Here is a 25602-nt window from a genome sequence, read left to right as displayed (position 1 = left end):
CCGTCGCGTCTCCGTCTCCACGAGCGCACCCCCAGAATCCACCTGCGTACGGACGCGCAACGGTCGACGCTCGACGATAGTGCTAGTTGACGTGAGCGGAGCCGCGAGTACACCCGTCATCCCACCGTGTCGCTGCCGTCGGGGGGTGCTTCTCTACGGGTCGTATCCACGGTTCCGGCGCTCCGCCAGTAGTCACACAGCGACCCTCGACGTCAATTCCCGACGAAACTGTAGATAACGTACGAGAGCGGGACGAGGACGACGAGCAGTATTATCGCGATGACGATTATCTCGATGCCAACGGGGATTTGCAGGGGGGGAGACATATGGACACACAGTAATAAGGCACGTGTCATAAACCTTGTCGACAGGTGAAACCACGTGTATCTGACGCCGAGCACGTAGACGAAGGGATAGGCTCACGGTTCGCCGACCGAGTCCGAGCGTCAGTACTGGTTCCGCTCTGACGCCCCGACTGGCTCACTCACTGTCGCGTCGTCACCTCGCACCCGTCCTCGGTGACGATGACGGTGTGTTCTCGCTGGCTCACGAGGGTCCCCGCCGCCTCCTGGAGGACGGGGTAGCCGTGGACGATGCCCTGCTGTTTGAGCCGTCGGATGACCATCTCGGGGCGGTCGACGTCGAGCCACCGGGTGGCGAACGGGAGCGTCCGGAACTGCTCGGTTATCTGTTCGAGCGCCTGGCGGGCCTGCCGGTTGCGGACCGAGCGGTCCCGTTCGAGCGAGTAGATCTCCTCCGTGGCACCCTCGCTCACCTTCCCGCTGCCGTCGGTGGCGAACGGTTCGACGGCGACGACGTCGCCCACGGAGAGTTCGACGCCGGTGTCGACCGCCCGGTTGGGGATGTTCGGGGGGGTGTGTTGCTCCCAGTGACCGAGGCCGTGGCCCGTCAGGTTGACGACGGGGTTGTAGCCGTAGCCGTCGATGACGTGCTCGATTTCGGCGCCGAGGTCGCCGGTGCTCACACCGGGTTCGACGAGTTCGAGAGCGGCCTCCAGTGCCTGTTCGCTCGCCTCCGTCAGTTCGGCGTGTCCCGAGAGGTCGACCGTGACGGCGGTGTCCGCCAGCCAGCCGTCGATGTGGACGCCGATGTCGAGTTTCACCATCTCCTCGCCGATGGTCCGCTCGTCGTCGACGCCCGCGGCGCCGTGGGCCGCCTCGTGGTCGACGCTGATGTTGACCGGGAAGGCGGGCGCGCCGCCCAGTTCCCGGATGCGGTCCTCTATCCACTCGCTGAGTTCGAGGTAGCCGGACCCGACCTCGGTGCGCTCCGCGGCCTCGTCCCGCACCTGCGCGAGGATGCGCCCCGCCTCGCGGTGGTTCTCGTACGACTCGGTCGAGAGGTCGACGTCGCTCATACATCGAGGTGCGCAGGTCCGAGAGATAGGGCTTGTGTTGCACGCGAGCGACGCCCGAACCGGGGGGCAGCGGCCCTCCCCGTGAGTGCGGACCGTACACCGACGCTCCTAGCAACGGTTTATCGACGGCCCCTCGAAGCCGGGACGATGTCGGAACGCCCGTCCCGGCCGCCCGCGCGCGTCCCGTTCGTCGAACGGTCGGGGGTCGACCTCGACGCGCTGATGGACCGACGGTACCGGGCCGTCTCCGTCCGCCGCGCTACGGAGCGCGACTCGTCTGCATCCCCGAGGAGTTGAACGCGCTGCCGGCCTCGCCGTCGCGGTCCATGACGACGACGCCCGCCTCGCTCCCGGTGATGTCCTCGAACTCCTCGACGGCCAGCGTGGCGGCCGTCTCGGCGTCGCGGCCGAGTTCGAGGTGGTCGACCGCCCGGCGGGCGAGGGTGACGCGGACGATGTCCTCGCCGGCGCCGGTGGCGCTCGCGCCGCCCGCGTGCGTGGCGAAGAACCCCGACCCGACCTGGGGGACGTCGCCGACGCGCCCGGCGAGCGCGGCCCACCGCCCGCCGGTCGAGGTACAGGTCGCCACCCGCTCGCCGTCGGTGGCGACGGCGCCGACCGTGTCGTAGTCCTCCGGGCGGGCGTCGGCGCCGGTCGGCGCGCTCCCGCCGAACGTCCCGGTGAGCCACGCGAGTTGCCCCCGCAGGTCGTCGGCCGCGGGCGGCGCGGGGTCGAGGGCGGCCCACCGCTCGCGGGTGGCCTCGCTCTCCAGGTCGACGCCCGTCTCTATCCCGAAGGCGGCCGCGAGGTCGACCGCGTGGACGCCCGAGAGACAGACGTGCGGCGTCTCCTCCATGACGACGCGGGCCACCTCGCAGGCGTGTTCGACCCCCGGCATCGCGCAGGCCGCCCCGACGGCGCGGTCGTTCGTCATGATGCCCGCGTCGGTCCGGACGACGCCGTCGGACTGTCGCGCCCCGCCGACGCCCGCGTTGAACCGCGGGGAGGACTCGAGGACGCGAACCGTCTCGACGACGGCGTCGACGGGTGTGTCGGCCCGCGCGCCCGCCTCCGTCGCCTCGTCGAGGACCGCCTGCCGCGCCGCCGGTTCGTCGACCGTCCCGCCGGCCCCGCCGTGTGTGATGACGTGCATGGCCGGGACTGTCACCCGCGAGCGAATAGCGCTTCGCCTTCCGGTCCAGCCACGGACCGAGGTGACAATCAGAGTTACCTTCAGCTCTCTAGAAAATATCTGATAGTCCGTGACAAACTATAACCGCCCCGAGGCGAAGGCACGAACCGTCGTATGGTAACAATAGACATCGAGACGGAGGACGGCCGACGCGAGGCGCTCCGCCGGATGCTCACCATCCGGGCGTTCGACAGCACCGCGTCGGACTACTTCGCGGACGGCGAGATACCGGGGTTCGTCCACCTCTACATCGGCGAGGAGGCGGTCGGCACGGGCGCCTGTGCCGCCCTGGAGGACCAGGACTACATCACGAGCACCCACCGCGGCCACGGCCACTGCATCGCGAAGGGCCTCGACCCGAAGTACATGATGGCCGAACTGTTCGGCAAGCGCGACGGCTACTGCAACGGCAAAGGCGGGTCGATGCACATCGCGGACGTCGACGCGGGGATGCTCGGCGCGAACGGCATCGTCGGTGCGGGCCCGCCGCTGGCGACGGGGGCGGCGCTCACCGCCCAGCAGAAGGGCGAGGACCGCATCGCCCTCGCCTTCTTCGGTGACGGCGCGGTCGCACAGGGGCAGGTCCACGAGGCCATCAACCTCGCGGCGACGTGGGACCTGCCGGCGGTGTTCCTCGTCGAGAACAACCAGTTCGGCGAAGGGACGCCGGTGGACCTCCAGCACAACGTCCAGGCGCTCTCCGAGACCGCGGAGGCGTACGACATCCCCGGGTTCACCATCGACGGGATGGACATCACGGCGGTGTACGAGGCGGTCGGGCAGGCCCGCGAACGCGCCGCCAGCGGCGACGGCCCGACGTTCATCGAGGCGGAGACGTATCGCTACCGGGGGCACTTCGAGGGCGACCCACAACCCTACCGCGACGACGACGACGTCGCCCGCTGGCGCGAGCGCGACCCCATAGAGACGTTCAAGGACCGCCTCGTCGACCGCGGGGAGTTGACCGAGGAGGAGTACGAGGCGTTGCGCGAGGAGGCCGAGTCGACCATCGAGGAGGCCGTCGACTACGCCCGGAACGCCGAGGACCCGGCGCCCGCGGAGGCGTACGACGACATGTTCGCCGTCCCGGTCCCGGAGATAGAACAGTTCGCAGACCGCATGCGCGCCGACGGCGGCACGAGGTGAGACGGCATGAGCACGGAGACCCAGACCAGCTACGACCCGGACCAGACGACGACGATGACCATGCGCGAGGCGATACGACAGGCGCTTCGCGAGGAACTCGACCGCGACGAGGACGTCTTCCTCATGGGCGAGGACGTCGGCCACTTCGGGGGCGTCCTCGACGTGACCGACGGCCTCTACGACGAGTTCGGTGACACGCGCGTGCGCGACACCCCAATCAGCGAGGCGGGCTTCATGGGCGCGGGCGTCGGTGCGGCCGCCACCGGCTCTCGCCCCGTCGTCGAGATCATGTTCAGCGACTTCCTCGGCGTCAGCATGGAGCAGGTGATGAACCAGATGGCGAAGATGCGCTACATGTTCGGCGGGAAGACGGAGATGCCCATCACCGTCCGCACCACCGAGGGTGGCGGCATGGGCGCCGCGAGCCAGCACTCCGGCACCGTCCACACCTGGTTCGCGCACTTCCCCGGCCTGCTCGCGGTGACGCCCGGGACCCCGGCCGCGGCGAAGGGCCTGCTCAAGACGGCCATCCGCTCGGACGACCCGGTGTTCTTCTTCGAGAACAAGATGACCTACGAGCAGCAGGGGGAGGTCCCCACCGACGAGGAGTTCACCATCCCGCTCGGCGAGGCGAACGTCGAGCGCGAGGGCGAGGACGTCACCGTCGTCGCCACCCAGCGCCTCGTCGGGGAGTCGCTCAGCGCGGCCGACGAACTCGACGGCGACGTGAGTCTGGAGGTCATCGACCTGCGCTCGCTCTACCCGCTCGACACCGACACGCTCGTCGAGAGCCTGAACAAGACCGGCCGGATGGTCGTCGCCGACGAGAGCCCGCTCTCCTACGGCGTCCACTCGGAGGTCGTCGCGCGCGTCATGGAGAACGCGTTCTTCAGCATCGACGCACCCATCGAGCGCGTCGGCGTGCCCGACACGCACATCCCGTTCAGTCCGGCGCTCGAAGGGGAAGTCCTCCCCGACGCGGCCGACGTCCGTCGGGCGGTCCAGCGTATCACCTGACGTGGCGACCGTTGGACTCGTCGTGAACCCGTCGGCGGGCCGCGACATCAGGCGGCTCACCGGCGGCGCCACCGTCAGCGACCGCTACGCGAAGCTCCAGACCGCCCGGTGCGTCCTCGCCGGGATGACGACCGTCCCGTCGACGCCCGACCTGCTGGCGATGCCGGACAAGGCGAACATCGGGCAGGAGGTCGTCGAGGAGGCGGAGGACGTCGACGGCGAACTGCTCGACCAGCCGGTCACCGGTTCGGGCGAGGACACCCGGACGGCGGCCGCGGCGTTCGCCGAGCGCGCCGACTGCGTCGTCGTCCTCGGCGGTGACGGGACGAACCGCGACGTGGCGGCCGCCGTCGGGGACGTCCCCGTGGCGAGCATCTCGACGGGGACGAACAACGTCGTCCCGACGGCCATCGACGGCACGCCCGCGGGGGCCGCCGCCGCCCTCGTGGCAGCCGGGGCGGTCCCGAGCGACGCGGTGACGGTCCGCCACCGGACCGTCGTCGCGTCCGTCGACGACAACGGCGGGCGGCGCGAGTTCGTCGGCCTCGCCACCCTCTCGGTGCTCGACCGGCCGTTCGTCGGGACGCGCGCCGTCCTCGACCCGGGCGACTTCGTCGGGGGCGTCGTCTCGCGCGCCTCGCCGGGCGACGTCGGCCTCTCGGGCATCGCGGGCACGCTCGGCGCGGTGGCGCCCGACGACCCGGGCGGCGTCGGCCTCCGACTCGGGCCCGCCGAGGACGCCCCCACCGTCGTCCGGGCGATGAGCACCCCCGGCGTCGTCGGCCGTATCGGCGTCACCGACCACCGCCGCCTCGACGACGGCGAAGCGGTCGTCTTCGACGTTCCCGAGGGGGTGCTGAGCGCGGACGGCGAGCGCGAACTGGAGGTGAGAGACGCCCGCGTCGAGGTCCGCGCCCGCGCCGAGGGACCGCGGTTCGTCGACTTCCCGAGCGTGTTCGACCGCGCGGCGGCCGAGGGACTGTTCGTCGAGTGAGCGGTCCACGAACCGCCTCGCTCGCCGGATAGTCAGGAATCGCTGATAAACAATGATGTGTGCTACCGACGAACAGTGTCCGTCATGTCTCCAGTCGTACCTGACATCGGCGTCGACGTGCCCGAGATCAGCCAGGTGGCGTTCGTCGTCGAGGACATCGAGGACGGGATGGACCGCTTCGGGGCGCTCCTCGGCGTCGGGCCGTGGCAACTGTACCGCTTCGAACCGCCCGCGCTCCACGACACCACCTTCCGCGGCGAGGACCACGACTACTCGATGATACTGGCGCTGGCGACGGTCGGCGACACGATGATAGAGCTCATCGAACCGCTGGAGGGGCCGAGCCTCTACACGGAACACCTGGAGGAACACGGCGAGGGGCTCCACCACGTCGCCTGCTTCGCCTTCGAGGACCCGCCGGCGGTGGTCGAGGCGTTCGAGGAGAACGGGATGCCCGTCGTCCAGAGCGGCGTCTTCGAGGAGACGCCCTACTGGTACTTCGACACGGCAGACGACCTGAACGGGGTCATCTTCGAGACGGCCGACAACGTGGACGCGCTCCCCGACCCCGACCGGACGTACCCCGACTGAAGTCCCCGCTCAGGCGCGCCGCCACGATATCTCGAGGGGGACGTCGTCGGCCAGCGCGGCCGTGACGTAGCAGTTGCGCTCGCCGAGTTCGACCAGTCGGTCGAGGGCCGCGTCGTCCGCGCTCGATTCGAGTGTCACCGTCACCGCCACCTCTTCGAGCCAGCCGCGTTCGGGCGACCCCCGGACGCGGACGTCGACGTCCGAGAGCGGCGTGTCGCTCCGGTCGGCCTGCATCCGGAGGCTGAGCGAGAGACACGCGCCGAGCGACCCGAGGAACATGTCCACCGGCGTCGGCCCCGTCGCCCCGCCGCCGAGGTCCTCGGGGACGTCGAAGTCCCACTCGACGGGACCGACGCCGACGGTTCCCGCGGTATCGTCGCGCATCCGCGCGGTCACGTCGCGCTCGGGCAGGTCGAGCGCCTCCCCGGCCGGGACCCGTTCGACCGCCTCGGGGAGCAGCGACCACGGGTCCTCGGCGGCCTCCTTCAGCGACCCGAGGAAGCGCGCGGCGTCGGCCCCGTCGACGACCCGGTGGTCGAACGAGAGGTCGACCGGGAGCACCCGTCGGACCGAGACGCCCGACTCGGTGGCGACGGGGCGACGCTGGAGGGCGTCGACGCCGAGGATGGCGACCTGCGGCGGATTGATGACGGGGTCGAACGACTCGACGCCGAGGACGCCCAGGTTCGAGACGGTGAACGTGCCGCCAGAGAGGTCGTCCATCGTGTAGTCGCCGTCGAGGACCCGCTCGGTCAGGTCGCGGCGGGCGTCGGCGAGTTCCGGCAACGGGGTGGAGTCGACGTCGCGGACCACGGGGGCGATGAGCCCCGCCTCGACGTCGACCGCGAGGCAGATGTTGTGTTCCTCGTAGAGGCGGTGGGAGCCGTCCTCGAAGTGGGCGTTGAACTCGGGGTGGTCGTCGAGCGCGTCCGAGAGCGCCACGAGCAGCAGGTCGGTGAGCGACAGGTCCGCCGAGAGCGCCTCGCTCGCCGCCTCGCGCGCGGCGACGAGTTCCTCCGCGTCGATGGTCCGGTGGGCGGTGACGTGGACGGCCTCGCGATAGCTCTCGCCCAGTCGCCGGGCGATGGTCCGGCGCATCCCGTCGAACGGGCGCTCCTCGCGGAGGGTGAGGCCGGCCGGCGTCTCGGTCACGGGTTCGTCCGCGGACTCCGCGGCCGCCTCCACGTCCTCCTCGGTGACCGACCCCTGCGGCCCCGTCGCCTCGACGCTCGCCAGGTCCACCCCGAGTTCGTCGGCGCGCTTTCGCGCCCGGGGACTCGCCTTCACCTCGGCCGCGTCCCCCGTCGATTCGGCCGCCGCCGCGACGTCCTCGGCGGTTATCGACTCCTGCGGTCCGGTCCCCTCGACGCTCGTCAGGTCGACGCCCAGTTCCTCGGCCCGCTTGCGGGCGCGGGGGGAGGCGCGGACCTCCTCCACCCCGGTGGCCGATTCGCTCGCACCGTTTCCGGCGTGCTTGACCGCCGACTTCGGGGCGCTCTCGTCCGCCTCCGTGGTGGCCTCCTCCGACGCCGGTTCGCCCCCCTCGGCCACGTCGCCGTCGCCCAGGTCCGCCCGCACCTGCGTTTCGAGGTCCGAGACGTCCTCGTCGGCGCCCGCGATGATGCCGATGGGCGTCCCCGGTTCGACCTCCTCGCCCTCCTCCAGGTAGGTCGCCCGGAGGACGCCGCCCTCGCGGGCGTCGACCTCGGCGGTGGTCTTCTCCGACTCTATCTCCGCGACGGGGTCCCCCTCCTCGCACTCGCCGCCCTCGGCGACGTACCACTCGAGCAGCACCCCCCGTTCCATCTCCAGTCCGAGCTTCGGCATCCGAACGATGTACGCCATGACGTGGTACCAGTTGGCAAGTATCATAAAACCGGGCGGCGAGCGGAGCGGGGAACCGACCGAGAGCGGACGTGTCAACCGACCGGGGGCCCGCGGGGATAACGGCAGACATTTTAGCCAGACACTGGGAGGTCAACGTATGAGCTACGAGAAGGTCGAGGTGCCCGAAGGCGGCGAATCCATCACCGTAGCGGACGCCGAGAGCGACGAACTGGAGGTCCCCGACAACCCCGTCATCCCCATCATCTACGGGGACGGCATCGGGCAGGACGTCGGGCCGGCGGCCCAGACGGTCCTCGAGGCGGCCGCGGAGGCGACCGGGCGTGAGATACACTGGATGCGCCTCTACGCCGGCGAGTCCGCCCGCGAGATGTACGACGAGAACCTCCCGAACGACACCATCGAGGCCATCAAGGAGTTCCGCGTCGCCATCAAGGGCCCCCTGACGACGCCCGTCGGCGCCGGCTTCCGCTCGCTGAACGTCGCGCTCCGAAAGAAGCTCGACCTCTACACGAACATGCGGCCGACCTACCACCTCGACGGGGTCCCCTCGCCGGTCAAACACCCCGAGCAGATGGACATGGTCAACTTCCGCGAGAACACGGAGGACGTCTACGCCGGCATCGAGTGGGAGGCCGGCACCGAGGAGGTCGAACAGGTCCGCACGTTCATCGAGGAGGAGATGGGCTTCGACTCGACCATCCACGACGGCCCGGTCGGCATCGGCATCAAGCCCATCACGGAGTTCGGCACGAAGCGCCTCGTCCGCAAGGCCATCGACTACGCGCTGGAGAACGGCCGCGACTCGGTGACGCTCGTCCACAAGGGCAACATCATGAAGTTCACCGAGGGCACCTTCCGCGACTGGGGCTACGAGGTCGCCGAGGAGGAGTACGGCGAGGAGGTCATCACCGAGGACACGCTCTGGGAGGAGCGCGACGGTGACGCCCCCGAGGACGCCGTCGTCGTCAACGACCGCATCGCCGACAACATGCTCCAGCAGCTACTGACGCGCACGGACCAGTACGACGTGCTCGCCATGCCCAACCTCAACGGCGACTACCTCTCGGACGCCGCGGGCGCGCAGATCGGCGGCCTCGGCATCGCCCCCGGCGCCAACATCGGCGACGGGCGCATGCTCGCCGAACCCGTCCACGGCAGCGCGCCGAAGTACGCCGGCCAGGACAAGGTCAACCCCTCCGCGATGATCCTCTCGGGCCGCATCATGCTCGAGTATCTCGGCTGGACCGACGCCGCCGACCTCGTGAAGGACGCCCTCGAGGAGACCATCTCCTCGAAGCAGGTCACCTACGACATCGAGCGCCAGATCGAGGGCGGCGAGAAACTCGCCACCAGCGAGTTCGCCGAGAAGGTCGCCGAGAACATCCGCGACCGCGCCTGAGCCGGACGAACCCCGAGGCTCGTCGTTCCTTTTCGTCTTCGTCGTCGGCCTCGCGTTCCTCGCCCCGAGCGACGCCCCGCGGCACTCGCCCCCCTACTCCGACCAGTCGGCGTTCAGCCGCGGCGGCGAGAAGACGTCGACGCCCTCGACGGCGTCGTCGCCGTCGTTGCGCGCCGCGTGGGGTTCCCCGCCGGGGATGACGTAGGCGTCGTCGACGCCCACCTCGCGCTCCTCGCCGTCGACGACGAACGTGAGCACGCCCGCCGTCACGTAGCCGGTCTGTTCGTGGGGGTGGCTGTGTTCGGGCACCTCCGCGCCCGGTTCGATGCGGAAGTACTGTACGCTCATCTCCTCGCCGACGACGAGTTGCCCGAGGGAGACGCCCTCGACGGCGTCGACCAGGTCCCGGTCGCTTCGTGACATGACGTCCATGTCCGTCGCTCGCGGGGCACCACCCTAAGCGTTCGGAGGGTTTTCGATTGTCCGGAAAGTAGCACGGGTATGTACACGGTGGTCGGCTGTTCGCGCTGCTCGGCGCTGAACATCGTCGAGGGGCGCCCCGAGACGACGCGGTGTCCCCGGTGTCGCCGGACGACGCGCTTCGAGAAACTGCGCGCGCTCTACCGGAGCGACGACGTGGACGCCGCCCGCGAGGTGCGCGCGCGTCTGCTCGCCGAGCGGAGCGGGAACGAGGCGGCGTACGCGAACGTCGGGACGTTCGCGGCCACCGACGCCGACGCGGACGAGGCGGTCGTGACCGACGAGGCGTACCTCCAGTCGGGGGGCGTCGATACCGACGCGGTGCGCGAGGCGGGCGCGCGCGCCGAGCGCGGGCGGGGAAGTTCGCGGAGCCGAAAGCAGGTCGTCCTCGACGCGCTCTCGGACCTCGACCGGCCGACCGAGGCGGAGGTCGTCGACTACGCGACCGACGACGGCGTCCCCGCCGACTACGCGCGGACCGCTCTGGAGAAGCTCCGCCGCGCGGGCGAGGTGAGCGAGAGCGGCGGGCGCTACCGGCGGCTGTGAGCGCCGAGCGCGAGGAGCGACGGTTCGACCCGTGGGGAACGGCCGTCGGCGTCCTCGTCGGCCTGGCGGGGGCGCTCGTCCTCGCCCAGCCCCTCGGACCGTTCTCGCTGGCGGGGCGACGGGTGATGCCGATGGTGCTCTCGACGGTGGCGCTGACGGCGGGGTTCGCGCTCGGTGCCGTCGTCTACCACCGCCGCGGCCGGCGGTTCGTCGCGCTGGCCCACGGCGTCGGCGCGCTCGGGTGGGGACTCGTCGTCCTCGCGGCGGGCGTCGGGAGCGTCCTCGTCCTCTTCGTCGGGTTCGCGGTCGTCCTCGGGGGCACCCTCTTCCTCGTGAGCGAGACGCGCCGGCGGTAGGGGGGAAACGCTCATGTCCACCCGAAGCCCGTCTCCGGTGATGTCATCGGACGAGACAGACGCGAAGCGACGGAGGGGGGACCGCGGCCGGACCCGCTGGCTTACGCTCGGCGTCGCCCTCCTCGTCCTCCCGCTCGCCCTGTTGGGTGACGAGGTAGGCCTCTCGCCGGCGGCGACGGGGGGCGTCCTCGGCGCGGTCTACCTCACGCTCTCGATACTGCAGGTCCGGGCGGGGAACACCCTCGCTGCGGTCGGGTGGATGCTGTTCGTCGTCGCGGTGGGACTGCTCACGGTGGTGGGGATAGCGGGGAACACGCTGGTGCTCGCCGGCTTCGTCGCCTGCCTGCTCGGCGGCGGCGCGCTCGTGGTCTGGGACGCCGTCGTCGTCTCCGAGCGGGAGGCGCGGGCGGTCGAGGGCTGAGCCGAGTTACCGACCGAGTTCCTCGTGGGCGCTGGCGAGGTGGCTGGAGGCGAGCGCGCCGAGCAGCGAGAGTTCGCCCGCGAGCGTCGCGGTGGCGATGACCTCCGCCAGCGCGTCCGCGTTCGACCCCGGCGGGTCGCCGCCGCCGCCGACGCCGAGGACCGAGAGCGCCTCCGACTGGGTGGGGAGTTTCGTCCCGCCGCCGACGGTGCCGACCTCCAGCGAGGCGAGCGTCACGCTGGCGTAGAGGTCGCCGTCGCGCACGTCCGCCGTGGTGATGGTGTTGCTCCCCTCGACGACCTGTGCGGGGTCCTGCCCCAGCGCGAGGAAGGCGGCGGCGACGACGTTCGCGGCGTGGGCGTTGAACCCCAGCGCCCCCGCCTTCGCGCTCCCGACGAGGTTCTTGCGCGTGTTGGCCTCCGCGATGGCCTCCGGCGTCGTCTTCAGCACGTCGGCGACGAGGTCCCGGGGGAGGACGACGTCGGCGGCGACGGTGCGCCCGCGGCCCTCGACGGCGTTGACAGCGGCGGGTTTCTTGTCCGAACAGAGGTTGCCCGAGAGGGCGACGAGCGAGGCGGGCGTCTCCGCCTCGACGACCTCGCAGGCCGCCTGCGTGGCGATGGTGGCCATGTTCATCCCCATCGCGTCCTTCGTGTCGTAGGCGAACCGGAGGAAGACGTTGTCGCCGACGACGTAGGGCGTCACCTCGCGCAGTTCGCCGTGGCTCGTGGTACCCTCGGCGGCGTCGCGGAGCGCCGCCTCGTTGGCGCGGACCCACGACACCACCGCGTCGGCCTCGCCGACGTCCGCGACGCGGAACACCGGCGCACGTGTCATCGCCGACTTCAGGACGCGCGCCGTCGCGCCGCCCGCCCGCCTGATGGCCGTACAGCCGCGGTTGACGCTCGCCAGGAGCGCCCCCTCGGTCGTCGCCAGCGGGAGGTAGCGCTCGCCGGTCGCGGCGCCGCCGTCGAGGCGGACGGGACCGACGACCCCCATCGGAATCTGCGCCGCGCCGACCATGTTCTCGATGGCGGAGTCGGCGTCCGCGGCGTCGAACGAGTAGTCGCCGACCGTCGAGAGGTCGGCCCCGGTCTCCGTTTCGAGCAGGTGGCGGCGGGCGGCCGCGGCCGTGTCGGCGTCCGCGTGTGCTTCGAGTTCGTGCAGTCTGAGGTCGCCCTCGCGCACGCGCGCCGCGAGGTCCTCGGCAGTGGTCATACGCGGGGGTCGGCCGGGGAGGGGCTAAGGGTTGCCCTTCGGGACGTCCACGGGTGAGTACACTCATATGGGGAACTCGTGTACGCATCCGACAGCCACCATGGTGGACCAACAGACGGCGGGGTCGACGACCGACTCCCGGAACTTCAAACAGATACTGGAGAAGCAGGTGGAGAACGCGATTCGGGAGCTCAGGCGCTCGAACGGTGCGCTCGTCGTCTCCGGCCTCGCCGCCGGGATGAACGTGAGCTTCGGCGCGCTGTTCATGGCGATGGCGCTCACCTTCATGCCGGAGTTCGGCTCCGACCTCGCGAAACAGCTCACCCTGGCGAGCGTCTCCGCCGTCGGCTTCCTCCTCGTGATGATCGGCCAGACCGAACTGTTCACGGCCCACACCACGATGGCGTGGCTCCCCGTGCTGAGCGGGCACGCGGACCTCCGCGACCTGGGCCGGCTCTGGAGCATCATCTACGCCGCGAACCTCGTCGGCTGTACCGTGTTCGCGGGGCTGGTCTCCGTGCTCGGCCCCGCCCTCGGCATCGTCTCGCCGTCGTCGTTCGGGTCGCTCGCGGAGGCGTTGCTCCCCTTCTCGTGGTGGACGATACTCCTGAGCGGCGTCGTCGCCGGCTGGCTGATGGGGCTGGCGACGTGGCTGCTCGCCGCCAGCCGCGAGACCGTGAGCGGCGTGCTCGTCGTGTTCGTCGTTACCGCCGGCATCGGCTTCGGGCCGTTCCACCACAGCCTGCTGGGGACGACGGAGGTGCTCGGCGCGATGTTCCTCGGGACCGGCGTGACCCTCGCGCAGTTCGGGCACTTCCTCCTGTGGACGACCCTCGGGAACATCGTCGGCGGGTTCGTCTTCGTCGCGCTGCTCAACTACGGCCAGATATACTACGGCGACACGCCCGACTCGGTCGACGTCGACCCCGAGAACATCGAGTAATCAGTCGCCGGTCTGGGGGCGCTGGTCGACGGCACCGCCGTCTCGCGCGACCACCTCGCCGTCGACCTTCACCACCGCGACGCCCGAGCGGTCGAGTCGCGTGATGCGACCGGTGAACTCGAAGGCGTCGTAGTCGTCTCCGACCCGCCCGACGAGCGTGTGGCCGTCGGCGCTGATGGTGTCGTATCGCTCGCCGACCGGGTGCGGACCGCCGGGGTTGAAGCCCCGCCGCGCGCAAGTCGTGGTATGGTCGACATCGAGGACGACACCGTCGTCCCGTTCGTGAGCGCGCTGGAGGAGGCCCGCTGTCCGGAGTGCGGTGCGACCGTCGTCTGGCAGGTGAACCTCGACGCCGACGGGACGACCTACCGGGCACAGCACTGCGGCAACGACTACTACATGGTCCCCGAGACGTACCGGTTCGTCGTCGACGAGGGCGGCGTCTACGAGGAGTGAGCGGCGGCGCGATGAGCTAACCTTTTGCCGGACGGCGACGCGGTTCACCCAATGACGACGCCCGCCGACCTCGTGCTCACGAACGCGACGGTACACACGCTCGCCGACCCCGACGAGACGTACGAGGCGGTCGCGGTCCGCGACGGTCGCATCGTCCGGGTGGACGCCGCCTACGAGGTCGACTTCCTCGTGGGTGCCGCGACGACCGTCCTCGACCTCGACGGCGGCGTCGTCCTGCCGGGGTTCGTCGACGCCCACACCCACCTCCCGATGGTCGGGCGCTCGCTCGTCCACGCCGACCTCTCCGCGGCGGCGGCACCCGCCGACGCCGTCGACCTGCTCGCGGAGAACGCCCGCGACGACGAGGGATGGATACTGGGCTACGGCTACGACGAGAGCACGTGGGCCGAGGCGCGCTACCTCACCCGCGAGGACCTCGACGCGGTGAGCGAGGAGCGCCCCGTCGCCGCCTTCCGCGAGGACCTCCACACCGCGAGCCTCAACGGCGTCGCCCTGGAGCGACTCGCCGACGACCTGCCGGACGGCGACGTGCAACGCGAGGGCGGCGTCGCCACGGGCGTCGTCGTCGAGGACGCCGCGACCGCCGTCGCCGCCGCGGTCGAACCGGACGAGTCGGGGACGCGCGCGCTGGTGACGGCCGCCAGGGACCGGGCGCACGAACTGGGCGTCACGGGCGTCCACGACATGGTGCGCAACTCGGCGGCGCCGGCCGTCTACCGCGACCTCGACGCGGCCGACGCCCTCGACCTCCGGGTGCGCATCAACTACTGGAGCGACCACCTCGACTCGCTCGTCGAGCTCGGCCTCCGGACGAACGCCGGGAGCGACATGGTGCGCGTCGGCGCGGTCAAGAGTTTCACCGACGGGAGCTTCGGCGCGCGCACCGCGAAGCTCTCGGAACCCTACCGGGAGGGCGACGGGCGCGGCCAGTGGGTCGTCGCGCCCGAGGAACTCGACGCACTCGTCGCCCGGGCCGACGGCGCCGGCCTGCAGTTCACCGCCCACGCCATCGGTGACGCGGCCATCGAGGCCGTCCTCGACGCCTACGCGGAGTGCGAGGCACCCGGCGAGCGACGCCACCGCGTCGAGCACGTCGAACTGCTGCGCGAGGACCTCGTCGAGCGCTTCGCCGACCTCGACGTGGTCGCCTCCGTCCAGCCGAACTTCCTCAAGTGGGCGCGCGAGGGCGGCCTCTACGACGACCGACTCGGGCCGGAGCGCGCCCGCGCGACGAACCGCTACCGCGACCTGCTGGACGCGGGCGTCCCCCTCGCGTTCGGGAGCGACTGCATGCCGATGGATCCGCTGTTCGGCGTCGAGCAGGTCGTCACCGCCCCCGACGAGCGCCAGCGCCTCACCGTCACCGAGGCGCTGCGCGCGTACACGGCCGGCGCGGCCTACGCCGGCTTCGACGAGGACGAACTGGGCACCGTCGAGGTGGGCAAGCGCGCCGACTTCGCCGTCCTCGCCGAGTCGCCGTGGGCGGTCGCCCCCGAGGAAATCGCCGACATCGACGTGACCCACACCGTCGTCGACGGCGAGGTGGTCTACCGGCGGAACGATTAACTGCTCGAACATTCGATAGCTCGTATGGCCACCGAAGCCCTCCTCTTCGGACTGTTCCTCGCGGTGGCGGTCGGCGGGTCGCTCGCCCTCTACGCGTTCGTGAGCGAGGAGCGCGAGCGCCGCGAGGTGGCGGCGACCGACTGGGAGAGCGCCGAACGCGCCGCGCGGCGGGACACCCGCGACGGGCGCGAGGGACGCGACGGTCGGTAGGTCACCGCTCGACGAGCGACTCGCCGGTCATCGCCTCGGGTCGCGGGAGGTCCAGCAGTTCGAGGAGCGTCGGCGCGACGGCGTCCAGCCCCGCCCCCTCGCGGAGCGTCCGGTCTTCCACCTCACCGGGGCCGACGAGCATCGCGGGCACCGGGTTGAGGGTGTGGGCGGTGTGGGGGTCGTCCTCGGTCCCCATGTCGTCGGCGTTGCCGTGGTCGGCTGTGACGAGCACGTTCGCGCCGGCCCCCCGGAGCGCGTCGAGGAGGCGGTCCAGCTGGGCGTCGACGGCCTCGCAGGCGTCGACGGCGGCGTCGAAGTCACCCGAGTGGCCCACCATGTCGGGGTTCGCGTAGTTGAGCACGAGGAGGTCGGGGTCGCTCGTCTCGACCACCTCGACTGCGGTGTCGGTCAGTTCGGGGGCGCTCATCGCCGGTCGCCGGTCGTACGTCGGGACGTCGGGACTCTTCACGATGCGTCGAATCTCGCCGTCGAACTCCACCTCGCGCCCGCCGTTGAGGAAGTAGGTGACGTGGGCGTACTTCTCCGACTCGGCGAGACGCGCCTGTGTCAGTCCGGCTTCGGAGACGACCTCCCCGAGGGTGTCCGCGGGCTGGCGGGGCGGGAAGGCGACGGGCAGGTCGAACGTCGCGTCGTACTCCGTCATCGTCGTGAGGTGGACGTCCGGCGAGCGAGTCTCGAACGCCCAGACGGGGTCGATGTCGGCGAGCAGCCGGACGAGCTGGCGGGCGCGGTCGGCCCGGAAGTTGACGAAGACGACGCTGTCGCCGTCCGTCAGGGCGGGTCCGCCCGCGACGAGCGTGGGTTCGACGTACTCGTCGGTCTCGCCGCGGTCGTAGGCCGCCTCGACGGCCGCGACGGCGCTCTCGGCCTCGTGGGGGGCCTCCCGGTCGACGATGGCGTCGTAGGCGCGCTTCGTCCGCTCCCAGTTCTCGTCGCGGTCCATCGCGTAGTAGCGCCCGCAGACCGTCGCCACGTCGCCCGTGCCGGCCGCCTCCACCGCGGATTCGAGGTCGGCGAGGTAGCCCGACCCGCCGGTCGGCGCCGTGTCGCGCCCGTCAGTGAAGGCGTGCGTGACCGCCTCGACGCCCCGCTCGGCGGCGAGGTGGACGAGCGCGTGGAGGTGGGTCTGCATGGAGTGGACCCCGCCGTCGCTGACGAGGCCCATGAAGTGGACGCGCCCGCCGTGCTGGTGGGCGAAGCGGAGGGCGGCGCGGACGGCCGTGTTCTCCCTGAGCGTACCGTCCTCGACGGCGTCGTCGATGCGCGCGGCGTCCTGTTCGACCACCCGTCCCGCCCCGATGGTGAGGTGGCCGACCTCGCTGTTGCCCATCTGCCCCTCGGGGAGGCCGACCCACCGGCCGTGGGTCTCGAGGGTGGTGAACGCGCCGGTCTCGCGCAGACGGTCGACGGTCGGCGTCTCGGCCGCCGAGACGGCGTCCCGGCCGCCGTCGTCGACGAACCCGCTTCCCGCGCCGAGGCCCCAGCCGTCGAGGATGACGAGCGCCGCTCTCATTGGTGGACGGTGACGACGGAGGGGCAACTACCCTTCGGCTTTCGCGGGCGGAGCCGCGATGGCTTTTTCTCGCGGCCCCCCGACCATCGGTCGAATGACTCTCGACCCGGTGCACTTCGACGGCATCACCCGTCTCGCCGCCCGTCTCGGGCAGGACGTGGACACGAGCGACCACCGGGCGTTCGCCGAGACGGTGTGGGAGGAGTGGCTCGACCCCCTCTCTGACGACGGCGACGTCATCGTCGAACCGCTCGGAGAGCGCCGGCGACGGATGGTCGACGTCACCGAGGCCGCCCTGCAGGACGACCCCTTCTCGACGCGCCACGGCCTCGACTCGGGGACCATCAACCCGACGACGTTCAAGAACGGCCTCGTCCTCGACGTGGCGCAGGCGGCGATGAGCGCCGTCCCCTCGGACCTCGACCTCCACCGGGGCCGGACGGTGGTGATGACGGTCCACTCGAACGACGCGACGACGACGCTCGGCGACGAGTGGACGATGGCCGACGAGGGCTACACCCGCCAGCGCGTCCTCCACGCGCCGCGGGTGAGTCGCTACGAGGCGGCCGTGGTCCACGAACTCGCGCTCTACCTCGCCGAGAGCAGCCACGCGCTCGACAACGCCGGCATCGTCGAGGACCTGCTGGTGATGGACGGCCCCATCTACCCGAAGGGCCTGCTCAACTGGGCCGACCGCGAGCCCGAACTCGCCACCCTGCTCGTGGAAGACGAGCGACCGCGCGACGTCATCGGGAACTACCTCCGCCTGGTCGAGACGTTCGTCGAGCGCGACGTCCCGCTCGTCGGGTTCGTGAAGACGCCCATCTCGCGCTCCATCACGCGAACGGTCCGCGAGGGGGCGGGCAACGCGCCGTGGGTCAACGACGCCGCCTTCTTCTCGAAGGTGCTCGAACGCCGCGAGGAGGTCGACGGGGAGTGGGAGCGCCTCACGGACGCGCTCACGTTCACCAACTGGTTCGTCTCGCGGGGCGGCGCGGACCGCGAACTCTCGACGCTCGGCGACGCCTTCGGCCTCGAACGCCGCCTCGACCCCGCCGACTACGAGGTGACCTTCTGCGTCGTCTACGACCCCCGGACGGACGTCGTCTACCGGGTGGAGGCGCCGGCGGTGTTCACGCGCGACGCCGAGCACCGCGAGCGGTTGTTGTTACAGGTGCTGAAGGGCGTCGCCGTCGAGCGCGGCCCGCCGAAGGCCGTCGGAAAGGCCGACAGCCTCGCCGGTATCGGCAGAGCGGAGACGACGGCGCTCCGGGCGGCGCTCGAACGCGCCTTCGAGACGGAACTCGACACGGGGTACGACGAGGAGCGGTGGGGACCGTTCGGGCGGGGGAGCGCGAACGCGGACTGAGTCAGGGGTGGTTCTCGGGGTCGACCTTTATCACCTCGATGTCGACGTCCTTCTCGGGGACGCCGACGCGGGCGAACTGGGTCCGGAGGTGGTCCTTCGCGGCGGCGACGGCCTGGTCGCGGGTGTCGAACCCGTGCGGGGAGGGAGCCTCGAAGGCGACGCGGACCTCCCGGTCGTCGATGCGCTGGAGCTGGCCGCCGCTCTCGACCTCGTAGAAGGCGTCGCACACCCAGACGTAGGGGGCGTCCTCGTCGGGGGCGCCCCGGAACTCCGGGGCGCGTTCGCCGCGCTCGTAGAGGGTCCCGGTGAGGGCGGTGCCGCCACCGTGACCGCGGATGAGGAGCATATCTCGTTGCTGTAGGCGCGCGCGTCGGAAAAAGCGTGCGTCGTGTGCGTCGATAGCGTCTCGCGCGCGCTCGTGGCCGCCGTCACTCGGCGGGGAGCGAGCGCGACCGCCCCGCGAGCGAGGACAGCGTGTCGCGTTTGATGAGCGCGAAGCCGACGAAGATGGCGACGAAGCCGGCGAGCGTCGTGGCGTCGACGAGGTGGCCGAGGACGGCCCAGCTCACGAGCGCCGCGACGGCCGGTTCGACGTAGCCGATGAGGTTTATCTCGGTGGGGCCGACGCGGTCCAGCAGCGTGAAGTAGATGAGGAAGGCGACGACGCCCGAGACGAGCGTGAGGTAGACGAGCGCGGGGAGCGCCGGCCCGGACCAGTCGATGGCGGCCAGCGACTCGCCGCGGAGGTCGGCACCGGCGAACAGCAGGGCGCTGCCGACGACCATCCCCCACCCCTCGAGCGAACTGAGCGGCATCGTCGACTGGACGGGCCGGGTGAGGACGGCGCCGAGCGCGAAGCAGGCGCCCCCGAGGAAGACGAGGCCGACGCCGAGGAGGTTCGTCCCGGCGACCGCGCCGGGCGTCGGCGCCGCCACCACGACGACGCCGAGCAGGCCGAACGCGAGGCCGCCGGCCTCGACGGGGCCGAGGTAGTCGTCGGCGAGCAGGACGCTCGCGAACACCGCCGTCAGCACCGGCGAGAGGCTGATGACGACGCTCGCGACGGCGCCGGAGACGTACAGTTCGCCGAGGTAGAGCAGGCCGTGGTAGCCCGCGATGATGAACGCGCCGACGACGCCGACGGCCGCCCAGTCGCCGCGGGTCGCCGGGAGCAACCGGTCGGCGGTGAGGACGGCGTAGCCGAGGATGATGCCCCCGGCGACGACGTAGCGCAGGCCGGCGAACAGCAGCGGCGGGAAGTGTTCCAGTCCGATCTCGATGGCGACGAAGGACGTCCCCCAGAAGGCGGCCAGGAGGGCGAACAGGAGGCCGTCCCGTGGGAGTCCTCTGCAAGTAGTTGTGAGACTCATGGAGTTCTGTCCAACACTCTGCACCGGAGGTTGTTAAAGACTTCTACAACTATTCGACCTCAGTTGAGAGATTTATACTGAATAGTATCCTATTGTTGCATCTATAATAGAAGAACACGATGGATGTCGATGACACGGGGAGGGGTAGATTGAACCGGCTGTACGCACAGGGGACGTGCGATGGACGAGCGCGACATCCGGCTGCTGAAGGCCATCGCCGACCTCGGCACGGGCAGTCCCGAGCGACTCCACGAGGAGACGGACATCCCCGTCTCGACGATTCACTACCGGCTCAACAACCTGAAGGAGGCGGGAGTCATCGAGAACGACCTCTACGACGTGGACCTGGAGGCGTTCGGCCTCGGCGTGACCGTCATCGTCGAGGTGCTCGCGGACTACGCCGGCCCCTACGAGGAGGTGGGCGAGAAACTGCTCGCCGTCGAGGGGGTGACCCAGGCGCACTTCACGATGGGCGAGACGGACTTCGTCGTCATCGCTCGACTCACCGACTCGGACATGGTCGAGCGGCTCATCCGCGACTTCGAGACCATCGACGAGGTCGAGCGCACCAACTCGACGTACGTCATCGCGACGATGCGCGACACGCACAACGCCCTCCAGAGCTACAGTCTGGAGACGCTCGTCGAGGAACTGGCCGACGAGTAGACTACCGAAGCGAGAAGAGCGCGACGACGCCCGTGGCGGACGCCAGCGCGGCCGTGAAGAGGAACGTCGATGACCACCCCAGCGAGAGGACGAGCAGGCTCGTCAGCGTCCCGCCGAAGACGCCGCCCCAGAGCTTCGCCGTGAGGAGCACGGCGTAGTTCTCCGAGGAGTAGCGCTCGCCGTAGTACTCACCGACGAGCACCGACAAGACGGAGAACGACGGACTGCGGAAGAACATCGTCACGCCCGCGCACGCGACGAACGCCCACTCGAACCCCCGGCTACCGGCGACCACGCAGGCGACGAGCGCCAGGCCGCAGAGCGCGAGCGACCCGCCGAGGACCCGCTCGCGTCCTACCCTGTCAGAGACCGTCCCGACGACGAGGACGCCGGAGGCCTGTCCCAGCGCGACCAGCGATGCCGCCGCCACCGCCGCCGTCGGGGAGAGGCCGAGTCGCCCCGCGTACGCGACCACCTTCTCGATGAGCATCAGACCGACGCCGTTGACCACGGCGAAGAGGACGTACAGCAGCCAGAAGCGCGGGTCACGGACCATCGACCGCCAGGTGACGGCCGCGCTCGTACCGTCGTCCGGAGCGCGCACGGGTCGGTCGTCCGTCGACCCCCCGGAACCGCTCGATGGTCCCTCCCTCGACCCCGTCGGGTCCCGGACGACCCGGGCGGCGAGCAGCGACCCGCCGCCCGCGAGGACCGCGAGCACGAGAAGCGTCGGGGTGAACGCCGTCTCGACGCCGCGGCCGATGAGCGGGATGAGCAGGAAACTCGTCGCGCTGAACCCCATGCTCACCGCGCCGGTGACCATCCCCCGCCGCCCGGCGAACCACCGCGACGGCGTGTTTATCGCCACGTCGTAGGCGACGCCGACGCCCGCACCCCCGAGCGCGAACCACAGGTAGAGCGCCGGAAACGTCGGCGCGAGCGCGACGCCCGCGAACCCGGCGGCGAGGAGGAGGGCGCTACAGAGGAAGGGGAGACGCGGTCCGCGCCGGTCGCGCACCCACCCCGCCGGAAACCCCGTGAGCGTCTGTGCGACGACGAGGAGGGTAAAGAGCGTCCCGAGGGTCGTCCCCGGCGCTCCCGTCGTCTCCCCGAGCGGCCCGCGAATCACCGACCAGCCGTACTGGTAGGTCCCCGCCAGACCGGCGGCGAGCGCCGCGCCCACGACGACCGACCACCGCGACCCCCGAAACGCCCACGTCATGATACTACACCAACAGTTCGTGGCGCCCGACGGGGATAGCGGTGCGGGTCGGGGCAGGCGGGGAGAGGAGGCGAGAGGGCGAAGGCGGAGCAGGGGACGAGAGCGGGGAGACAGGGAGCGAGGGCGAGGGACGCAGCCGGCGTCGACGGGGAAAGCGTTTTACCGAGGACGACGACGACAGGGCAATGACCGACCTCGGAGACTTCTCCGACTTCCAGTCCGACGCGGGCGAGGCGACGCCGGAGCGGTCGAGCGACGGTGGCGACGGGCGCGAGTCGGGTGACGACCGTGACGACTTCGAGCGCGTGGAGGTACCCGACGTGGGGTCGGATCGCGGCATCGGGACGCTCTCGGCCTCCGAGGGCCTCGTCATCAGCGAGGACGAGCGCGACACCTGCCTGCGCGCGTACGTCACCGTCGAGAACCGCCGACAGGTCCGCATCGGCACCTACCTGCTCGCGCAGTACCCCGACGGCGAGCGCCTGTTCGCGCGCATCACCGCCCTCGAGTACGCCCAGGAGTTCCACGCCGACGACGCCACCGAGATACACGCGCGGCGCGCGATGCGCTCGCGCGGCATCGACGAGCAGGACTACAAGTTCATGGCGACGCTCGACCCCGTCGCCGTCCTCTATCGACAGGACGACGAGTTGCGCCGGCGGATGACCGACCGGGTGCCGCGCCCGGAGACGGTCGTCCGGCCGGCGACCGACCCCGAGGAGATAAAGACCGGCCTGAAGATGCCGGGCGAGGGGGTCTTCCTGGGACACCTCGCCGTCGGGGGGGAGAAGGTCCGGACGGCCGCCGAACCGCCGACCATCGACTACCGCCTGAAGGACGACTACGACGCGGGCGACCCGCTGGTCTTCCGCCACACGCTCGTCGCCGGCGGGACGGGGTCGGGCAAGACCCACGGCGCGAAGAACGTCCTCCGACAGTACCTCGCCGAGGACCGCGCCTACCCCATCGAGGCCGGCGGGCGGACGGTCCGGCCGGCCGTCGTCCAGTTCGACCCGCAGGACGAGTACGCCCAGATGCACGACGACAACCCGGACCTCGACGCCGAGACGGCCCGGCGCTACGAGCGCGAGGGGATCGCCCACGGTGGCCACGACGACACCGTCGCGTTCGTCCCGAAGGTGGGCGACGCCTCCTACGCGGCGAGTCACCACCGCGCCGAGCAGGTCGAGTTCACCGTCCCGTTCTCGATGGTCCGGGACAACACGTGGCTGGTCGCCGGCGGCGGCCTCAACGACAACCAGTATGGCGCGCTCTCACACCTCCTGAACCGGTTCTTCCGGAACTACGGCGACGGCGCCACCTACCGCCAGTTCGTCGGCTTCCTCGACGACCCGGCGCTGCGCGAGGAACTCCACGAGTCCGGGCGCGTCCACGAGGCGACGTTCGACGCCGTCAAGCGCCGTATCTACGGCTTCGGCGACGTCTTCGACCAGGACGCGCCGCCCATCACCGACCTCGTCCACGAGTTCGTTCGCCCCGGCGGCCTGACGGTCGTGCCGACCTACCACATCACGGCGAGTCGGGCGAAGGAGACGGTGGTGCTCGCGCTCTCGACGCTCCTCATCGACCAGAAGCTCTCGAACGACCCGCGCTACGAGCGCATCAAGGAGACGCCGCTCGTCCTCGGGATGGACGAGGCGCACAACTTCCTCACGGACGCCGAGAGCGTTCAGGCCGGGAAGGTCATCACGAAGTTCACCGAGGCGGCGAAACAGGGCAGAAAGGAGCGCCTCGGACTCTTCCTCATCACGCAGGACCCCCAGGACATCGCCGACGCCGTGTTCAAGCAGGTGAACACCACGGTGGTCCTCAACCTCGGCGACGAGGACGCCATCAAGTCGGTGAACATCCCCTCGAACCTCGAGTCGAAGGTGCCCTACATGGAGAAGGGGCAGATGGTGGTCTACTCGCCGGACAACTCCGAACCCGTCGAGATAATCGGCCTCTCGAACTGTCTGACGCGCCACGGCCGCGGGTAGCGTAGTGTGATAACACGGCGCAAGGATAATGTGCCGTGACGACCGAGAGACGAGTATGCGACACGTACTCGTCCCGTTCGACGGGTCGGAACCCGCCGAGCGGGCACTCGACCACGTCGCAGCGCAGTTCCCCGACGCGCGCGTCACCCTGTTGACCGTCATCGACCCGAGCGCGGGGTTCGCCACGGGAGCCGGCACACCGGGCACCGCCGAGGTGTGGTACGAGTCGGTCCGCGAGCGCGCGGAGACGAACCTCGCGGAGGCGCGCGCGGAGGCCGAGGCCCGTGGCCTGCGCGTCGACACCGTCGTCGAGACGGGGCGGCCCGCGGCGACCATCGTCGACTACGCCGAGAAACACGGCGCCGAGAGTATCGTCATGGGGAGTCACGGCCGCCGGGGCGTCTCGCGCCTCCTGCTCGGAAGCGTCGCCGAGTCGGTGGTCCGGCGCTCGTCCGTCCCGGTGACCGTCGTCCCGTAACCCGAACCAGTTCGGGGAGTGAGAGTTGTCGTTCGAGCGCCACCGCTCACCCATGGAGACGACCGACCTCCGCGAACGCAGCGACGACCGGGGAGCGACCACGGTGAACGTGCGCTGTACCGGCCACGTCCGGACGGCGCTGGGGACGCCACGGTTCGAGTATACCTTCGAGGGGAGCGACCTGCGGGCGTTCCTGGAGGCGCTGTTCGACGACCACCCCGAGTTGCGTGAACTGCTCATCGCGGAGACCGAGGCCGACGCGACGGCCCACGGCTGGGCGCGCCACGAGGGACCGCTCCCGGGGACGTGGCGGAAGAACCCCGAGGGCGAACAGACCCGCGCCTACGCGCGCGTCCTCGTCAACGGCCGGTTCAACGAGCACCTCGACGGACTCGACACCGACCTCGAGGAGGGCGACCGGGTGTCGCTGCTCTTCCCGTTCATCTACTGCTGTTAGTCGACAGGGCTATGCCGATTAACGAGCGGGTTGAGGACATGGCTCACGCTCGACTCCGCGTCGTCCTCCCCGAGGGAACGTGGATTCGCGACGTCTCGACCGACTACCCCGACGCCCACGTCCGCGTGCTCGCGGTGCTCTCTCGTCCCTCCGGCGGCGTCGGCCTCGTCGCCGTCGACGCACCCGACCTCGACGCCGTCGTGGGCGCGATGGACGACCACGAGGGCGTCGTCACGCTCGACGTAATCGAACGCGACGAGGACCGCGCGCTGGTCCGGTTCGAGACGCCGGACCCGCTGCTGGCGTTCGCGAGCGGCGCCGCCGGCGTCCCCATCGAACCGCCCGTCGACATCGTCGACGGGGAGGCGACGCTGTCGGTGACGCTGCCCCACGAACGCCTCCCGACGCTCTCGGCGTCGCTCGACAGTTTCGGCCTCGAGCACTCCGTCGAGTCGGTCCACCACGACACGAGCGCGGAACGACCGCTCACCGACCGCCAGCACGAACTGGTCGCGCGGGCGGCGGCGCTCGGCTACTACGACACGCCCCGGGCCTGCACGCTGACCGCACTCGCCTCCGAGGTCGGGTTGGCGAAGTCGACCGTCAGCGAGGTGCTCCACCGCGCCGAGGGGGCGCTCGTCGACCGGTACCTGCGCGAGCACCCCGGCACCGGGCGGTGACGCTCGGATACGTGGTAACACACTGAAACCGGTTATCGTCGCCG

At 70.6% G+C, this 25602-nt stretch carries 27 protein-coding genes; 18 read left to right on the top strand and 9 right to left on the bottom strand.

What is annotated here, in order from left to right; all coding sequences use genetic code 11:
• Positions 1 to 484 precede the first annotated feature (484 nt).
• Together map and P1Y20_RS00250 are read right to left on the bottom strand one after the other, a co-directional pair.
• Complete coding sequence (gene map, locus P1Y20_RS00255) at positions 485 to 1378, bottom strand: type II methionyl aminopeptidase (RefSeq protein WP_304446644.1); 894 nt, start codon at positions 1376 to 1378, stop codon at positions 485 to 487.
• Positions 1379 to 1637: 259 nt separating this feature from the next.
• The gene (locus P1Y20_RS00250; RefSeq protein ID WP_304446643.1) at positions 1638 to 2531 is read right to left on the bottom strand and encodes an isoaspartyl peptidase/L-asparaginase; all 894 of its coding nucleotides are present in this window, start codon (positions 2529 to 2531) and stop codon (positions 1638 to 1640) included.
• A gap of 153 nt (positions 2532 to 2684) precedes the next feature.
• Between P1Y20_RS00250 and P1Y20_RS00245 the strand changes: the two genes are divergently transcribed.
• From P1Y20_RS00245 to P1Y20_RS00230, 4 genes are all read left to right on the top strand, one after another.
• Complete coding sequence (locus P1Y20_RS00245; protein WP_304446642.1) at positions 2685 to 3716, top strand: thiamine pyrophosphate-dependent dehydrogenase E1 component subunit alpha; 1032 nt, start codon at positions 2685 to 2687, stop codon at positions 3714 to 3716.
• Between the two features lie 6 nt (positions 3717 to 3722).
• Positions 3723 to 4733: an alpha-ketoacid dehydrogenase subunit beta gene (locus tag P1Y20_RS00240; RefSeq protein WP_304446641.1), complete on the top strand. Its 1011-nt coding sequence runs from the start codon at positions 3723 to 3725 to the stop codon at positions 4731 to 4733.
• A 1-nt stretch (position 4734) separates the two neighbouring features.
• Positions 4735 to 5727, top strand: coding sequence for an NAD(+)/NADH kinase (locus P1Y20_RS00235; RefSeq protein ID WP_304446640.1), 993 nt, complete (start codon positions 4735 to 4737; stop codon positions 5725 to 5727).
• Between the two features lie 84 nt (positions 5728 to 5811).
• Positions 5812 to 6318 carry a VOC family protein gene (locus P1Y20_RS00230; RefSeq protein WP_304446639.1) on the top strand — a complete coding sequence of 169 codons (507 nt, stop codon included), beginning with the start codon at positions 5812 to 5814 and terminating at the stop codon, positions 6316 to 6318.
• A gap of 9 nt (positions 6319 to 6327) precedes the next feature.
• On the opposite strand, the gene P1Y20_RS00225 is transcribed toward P1Y20_RS00230, so the two are convergent.
• A complete protein-coding gene (locus P1Y20_RS00225) occupies positions 6328 to 8163 on the bottom strand; it encodes a 2-oxo acid dehydrogenase subunit E2 (protein WP_304446638.1) in 1836 nt (611 codons plus the stop codon).
• Between the two features lie 139 nt (positions 8164 to 8302).
• On the opposite strand from P1Y20_RS00225, the gene icd reads away from it, so the two are divergent.
• A complete protein-coding gene (icd, locus tag P1Y20_RS00220) occupies positions 8303 to 9565 on the top strand; it encodes an isocitrate dehydrogenase (NADP(+)) (RefSeq protein ID WP_304446637.1) in 1263 nt (420 codons plus the stop codon).
• Positions 9566 to 9658: 93 nt separating this feature from the next.
• Here icd and P1Y20_RS00215 read toward each other — a convergent pair whose 3' ends face one another.
• Positions 9659 to 9997, bottom strand: coding sequence for a cupin domain-containing protein (locus P1Y20_RS00215; RefSeq protein ID WP_304446636.1), 339 nt, complete (start codon positions 9995 to 9997; stop codon positions 9659 to 9661).
• A 69-nt stretch (positions 9998 to 10066) separates the two neighbouring features.
• Between P1Y20_RS00215 and P1Y20_RS00210 the strand changes: the two genes are divergently transcribed.
• From P1Y20_RS00210 to P1Y20_RS00200, 3 genes are read left to right on the top strand one after another with little or no spacing between them, the layout of a single operon-like run.
• Positions 10067 to 10591 carry a DUF5817 family protein gene (locus P1Y20_RS00210; protein WP_304446635.1) on the top strand — a complete coding sequence of 175 codons (525 nt, stop codon included), beginning with the start codon at positions 10067 to 10069 and terminating at the stop codon, positions 10589 to 10591.
• Positions 10588 to 10947 carry a hypothetical protein gene (locus P1Y20_RS00205; RefSeq protein WP_304446634.1) on the top strand — a complete coding sequence of 120 codons (360 nt, stop codon included), beginning with the start codon at positions 10588 to 10590 and terminating at the stop codon, positions 10945 to 10947. The genes P1Y20_RS00210 and P1Y20_RS00205 overlap by 4 nt, the downstream gene beginning before the upstream one ends.
• Before the next feature lie 40 nt (positions 10948 to 10987).
• Positions 10988 to 11368 (top strand): hypothetical protein, encoded by a 381-nt coding sequence (locus P1Y20_RS00200; RefSeq protein WP_304446633.1) that lies wholly within the window; start codon positions 10988 to 10990, stop codon positions 11366 to 11368.
• Positions 11369 to 11374: 6 nt separating this feature from the next.
• Here the strand turns inward: P1Y20_RS00200 and hmgA are convergent, their stop codons facing one another.
• Complete coding sequence (hmgA, locus tag P1Y20_RS00195; protein WP_304446632.1) at positions 11375 to 12586, bottom strand: hydroxymethylglutaryl-CoA reductase (NADPH); 1212 nt, start codon at positions 12584 to 12586, stop codon at positions 11375 to 11377.
• 100 nt (positions 12587 to 12686) lie between these two features.
• Between hmgA and P1Y20_RS00190 the strand changes: the two genes are divergently transcribed.
• The 4 genes from P1Y20_RS00190 (at position 12687) to P1Y20_RS00175 (ending at position 15782) form a co-directional block, all read left to right on the top strand.
• Positions 12687 to 13529: a formate/nitrite transporter family protein gene (locus P1Y20_RS00190; RefSeq protein WP_304446631.1), complete on the top strand. Its 843-nt coding sequence runs from the start codon at positions 12687 to 12689 to the stop codon at positions 13527 to 13529.
• Between the two features lie 246 nt (positions 13530 to 13775).
• Positions 13776 to 13985 (top strand): hypothetical protein, encoded by a 210-nt coding sequence (locus P1Y20_RS00185; protein WP_304446630.1) that lies wholly within the window; start codon positions 13776 to 13778, stop codon positions 13983 to 13985.
• Between the two features lie 51 nt (positions 13986 to 14036).
• Complete coding sequence (locus tag P1Y20_RS00180; RefSeq protein ID WP_304446629.1) at positions 14037 to 15572, top strand: amidohydrolase; 1536 nt, start codon at positions 14037 to 14039, stop codon at positions 15570 to 15572.
• Between the two features lie 24 nt (positions 15573 to 15596).
• Positions 15597 to 15782 (top strand): hypothetical protein, encoded by a 186-nt coding sequence (locus tag P1Y20_RS00175; RefSeq protein WP_304446628.1) that lies wholly within the window; start codon positions 15597 to 15599, stop codon positions 15780 to 15782.
• 1 nt (position 15783) lies between these two features.
• Here P1Y20_RS00175 and gpmI read toward each other — a convergent pair whose 3' ends face one another.
• Positions 15784 to 17316, bottom strand: a complete 1533-nt coding sequence (gene gpmI / locus P1Y20_RS00170; protein WP_304446627.1) for a 2,3-bisphosphoglycerate-independent phosphoglycerate mutase — start codon at positions 17314 to 17316, stop codon at positions 15784 to 15786.
• A 94-nt stretch (positions 17317 to 17410) separates the two neighbouring features.
• On the opposite strand from gpmI, the gene P1Y20_RS00165 reads away from it, so the two are divergent.
• Positions 17411 to 18685, top strand: coding sequence for a DNA double-strand break repair nuclease NurA (locus P1Y20_RS00165; protein ID WP_304446626.1), 1275 nt, complete (start codon positions 17411 to 17413; stop codon positions 18683 to 18685).
• A gap of 1 nt (position 18686) precedes the next feature.
• Here the strand turns inward: P1Y20_RS00165 and P1Y20_RS00160 are convergent, their stop codons facing one another.
• Together P1Y20_RS00160 and P1Y20_RS00155 are read right to left on the bottom strand one after the other, a co-directional pair.
• A complete protein-coding gene (locus tag P1Y20_RS00160) occupies positions 18687 to 19031 on the bottom strand; it encodes a DUF7113 family protein (RefSeq protein WP_304446625.1) in 345 nt (114 codons plus the stop codon).
• Between the two features lie 82 nt (positions 19032 to 19113).
• Positions 19114 to 20055 (bottom strand): DMT family transporter, encoded by a 942-nt coding sequence (locus P1Y20_RS00155; RefSeq protein ID WP_304446624.1) that lies wholly within the window; start codon positions 20053 to 20055, stop codon positions 19114 to 19116.
• A 180-nt stretch (positions 20056 to 20235) separates the two neighbouring features.
• Between P1Y20_RS00155 and P1Y20_RS00150 the strand changes: the two genes are divergently transcribed.
• Complete coding sequence (locus tag P1Y20_RS00150; protein ID WP_304446623.1) at positions 20236 to 20721, top strand: Lrp/AsnC family transcriptional regulator; 486 nt, start codon at positions 20236 to 20238, stop codon at positions 20719 to 20721.
• 1 nt (position 20722) lies between these two features.
• Here P1Y20_RS00150 and P1Y20_RS00145 read toward each other — a convergent pair whose 3' ends face one another.
• A complete protein-coding gene (locus P1Y20_RS00145; protein ID WP_304446622.1) occupies positions 20723 to 21943 on the bottom strand; it encodes an MFS transporter in 1221 nt (406 codons plus the stop codon).
• A 185-nt stretch (positions 21944 to 22128) separates the two neighbouring features.
• On the opposite strand from P1Y20_RS00145, the gene P1Y20_RS00140 reads away from it, so the two are divergent.
• Genes P1Y20_RS00140 through P1Y20_RS00125 form a run of 4 tightly spaced genes read left to right on the top strand, consistent with a single transcriptional unit; the run spans position 22129 to position 25558 of the window.
• A complete protein-coding gene (locus P1Y20_RS00140) occupies positions 22129 to 23943 on the top strand; it encodes an ATP-binding protein (protein WP_304446621.1) in 1815 nt (604 codons plus the stop codon).
• Between the two features lie 55 nt (positions 23944 to 23998).
• Positions 23999 to 24421 (top strand): universal stress protein, encoded by a 423-nt coding sequence (locus tag P1Y20_RS00135; protein ID WP_304446620.1) that lies wholly within the window; start codon positions 23999 to 24001, stop codon positions 24419 to 24421.
• Positions 24422 to 24473: 52 nt separating this feature from the next.
• Entirely contained in the window at positions 24474 to 24878 is a 405-nt protein-coding gene (locus P1Y20_RS00130; protein WP_304446619.1) for a MoaD/ThiS family protein, read from the top strand.
• Between the two features lie 38 nt (positions 24879 to 24916).
• Positions 24917 to 25558: a helix-turn-helix domain-containing protein gene (locus P1Y20_RS00125; RefSeq protein WP_304446618.1), complete on the top strand. Its 642-nt coding sequence runs from the start codon at positions 24917 to 24919 to the stop codon at positions 25556 to 25558.
• Positions 25559 to 25602: the final 44 nt, after the last annotated feature.

The organism is Halomarina ordinaria, from assembly GCF_030553305.1.
In the GTDB taxonomy this organism is placed as follows: domain Archaea; phylum Halobacteriota; class Halobacteria; order Halobacteriales; family Haloarculaceae; genus Halomarina; species Halomarina ordinaria.
This window is presented reverse-complemented; position numbering and strand designations above follow the sequence as displayed.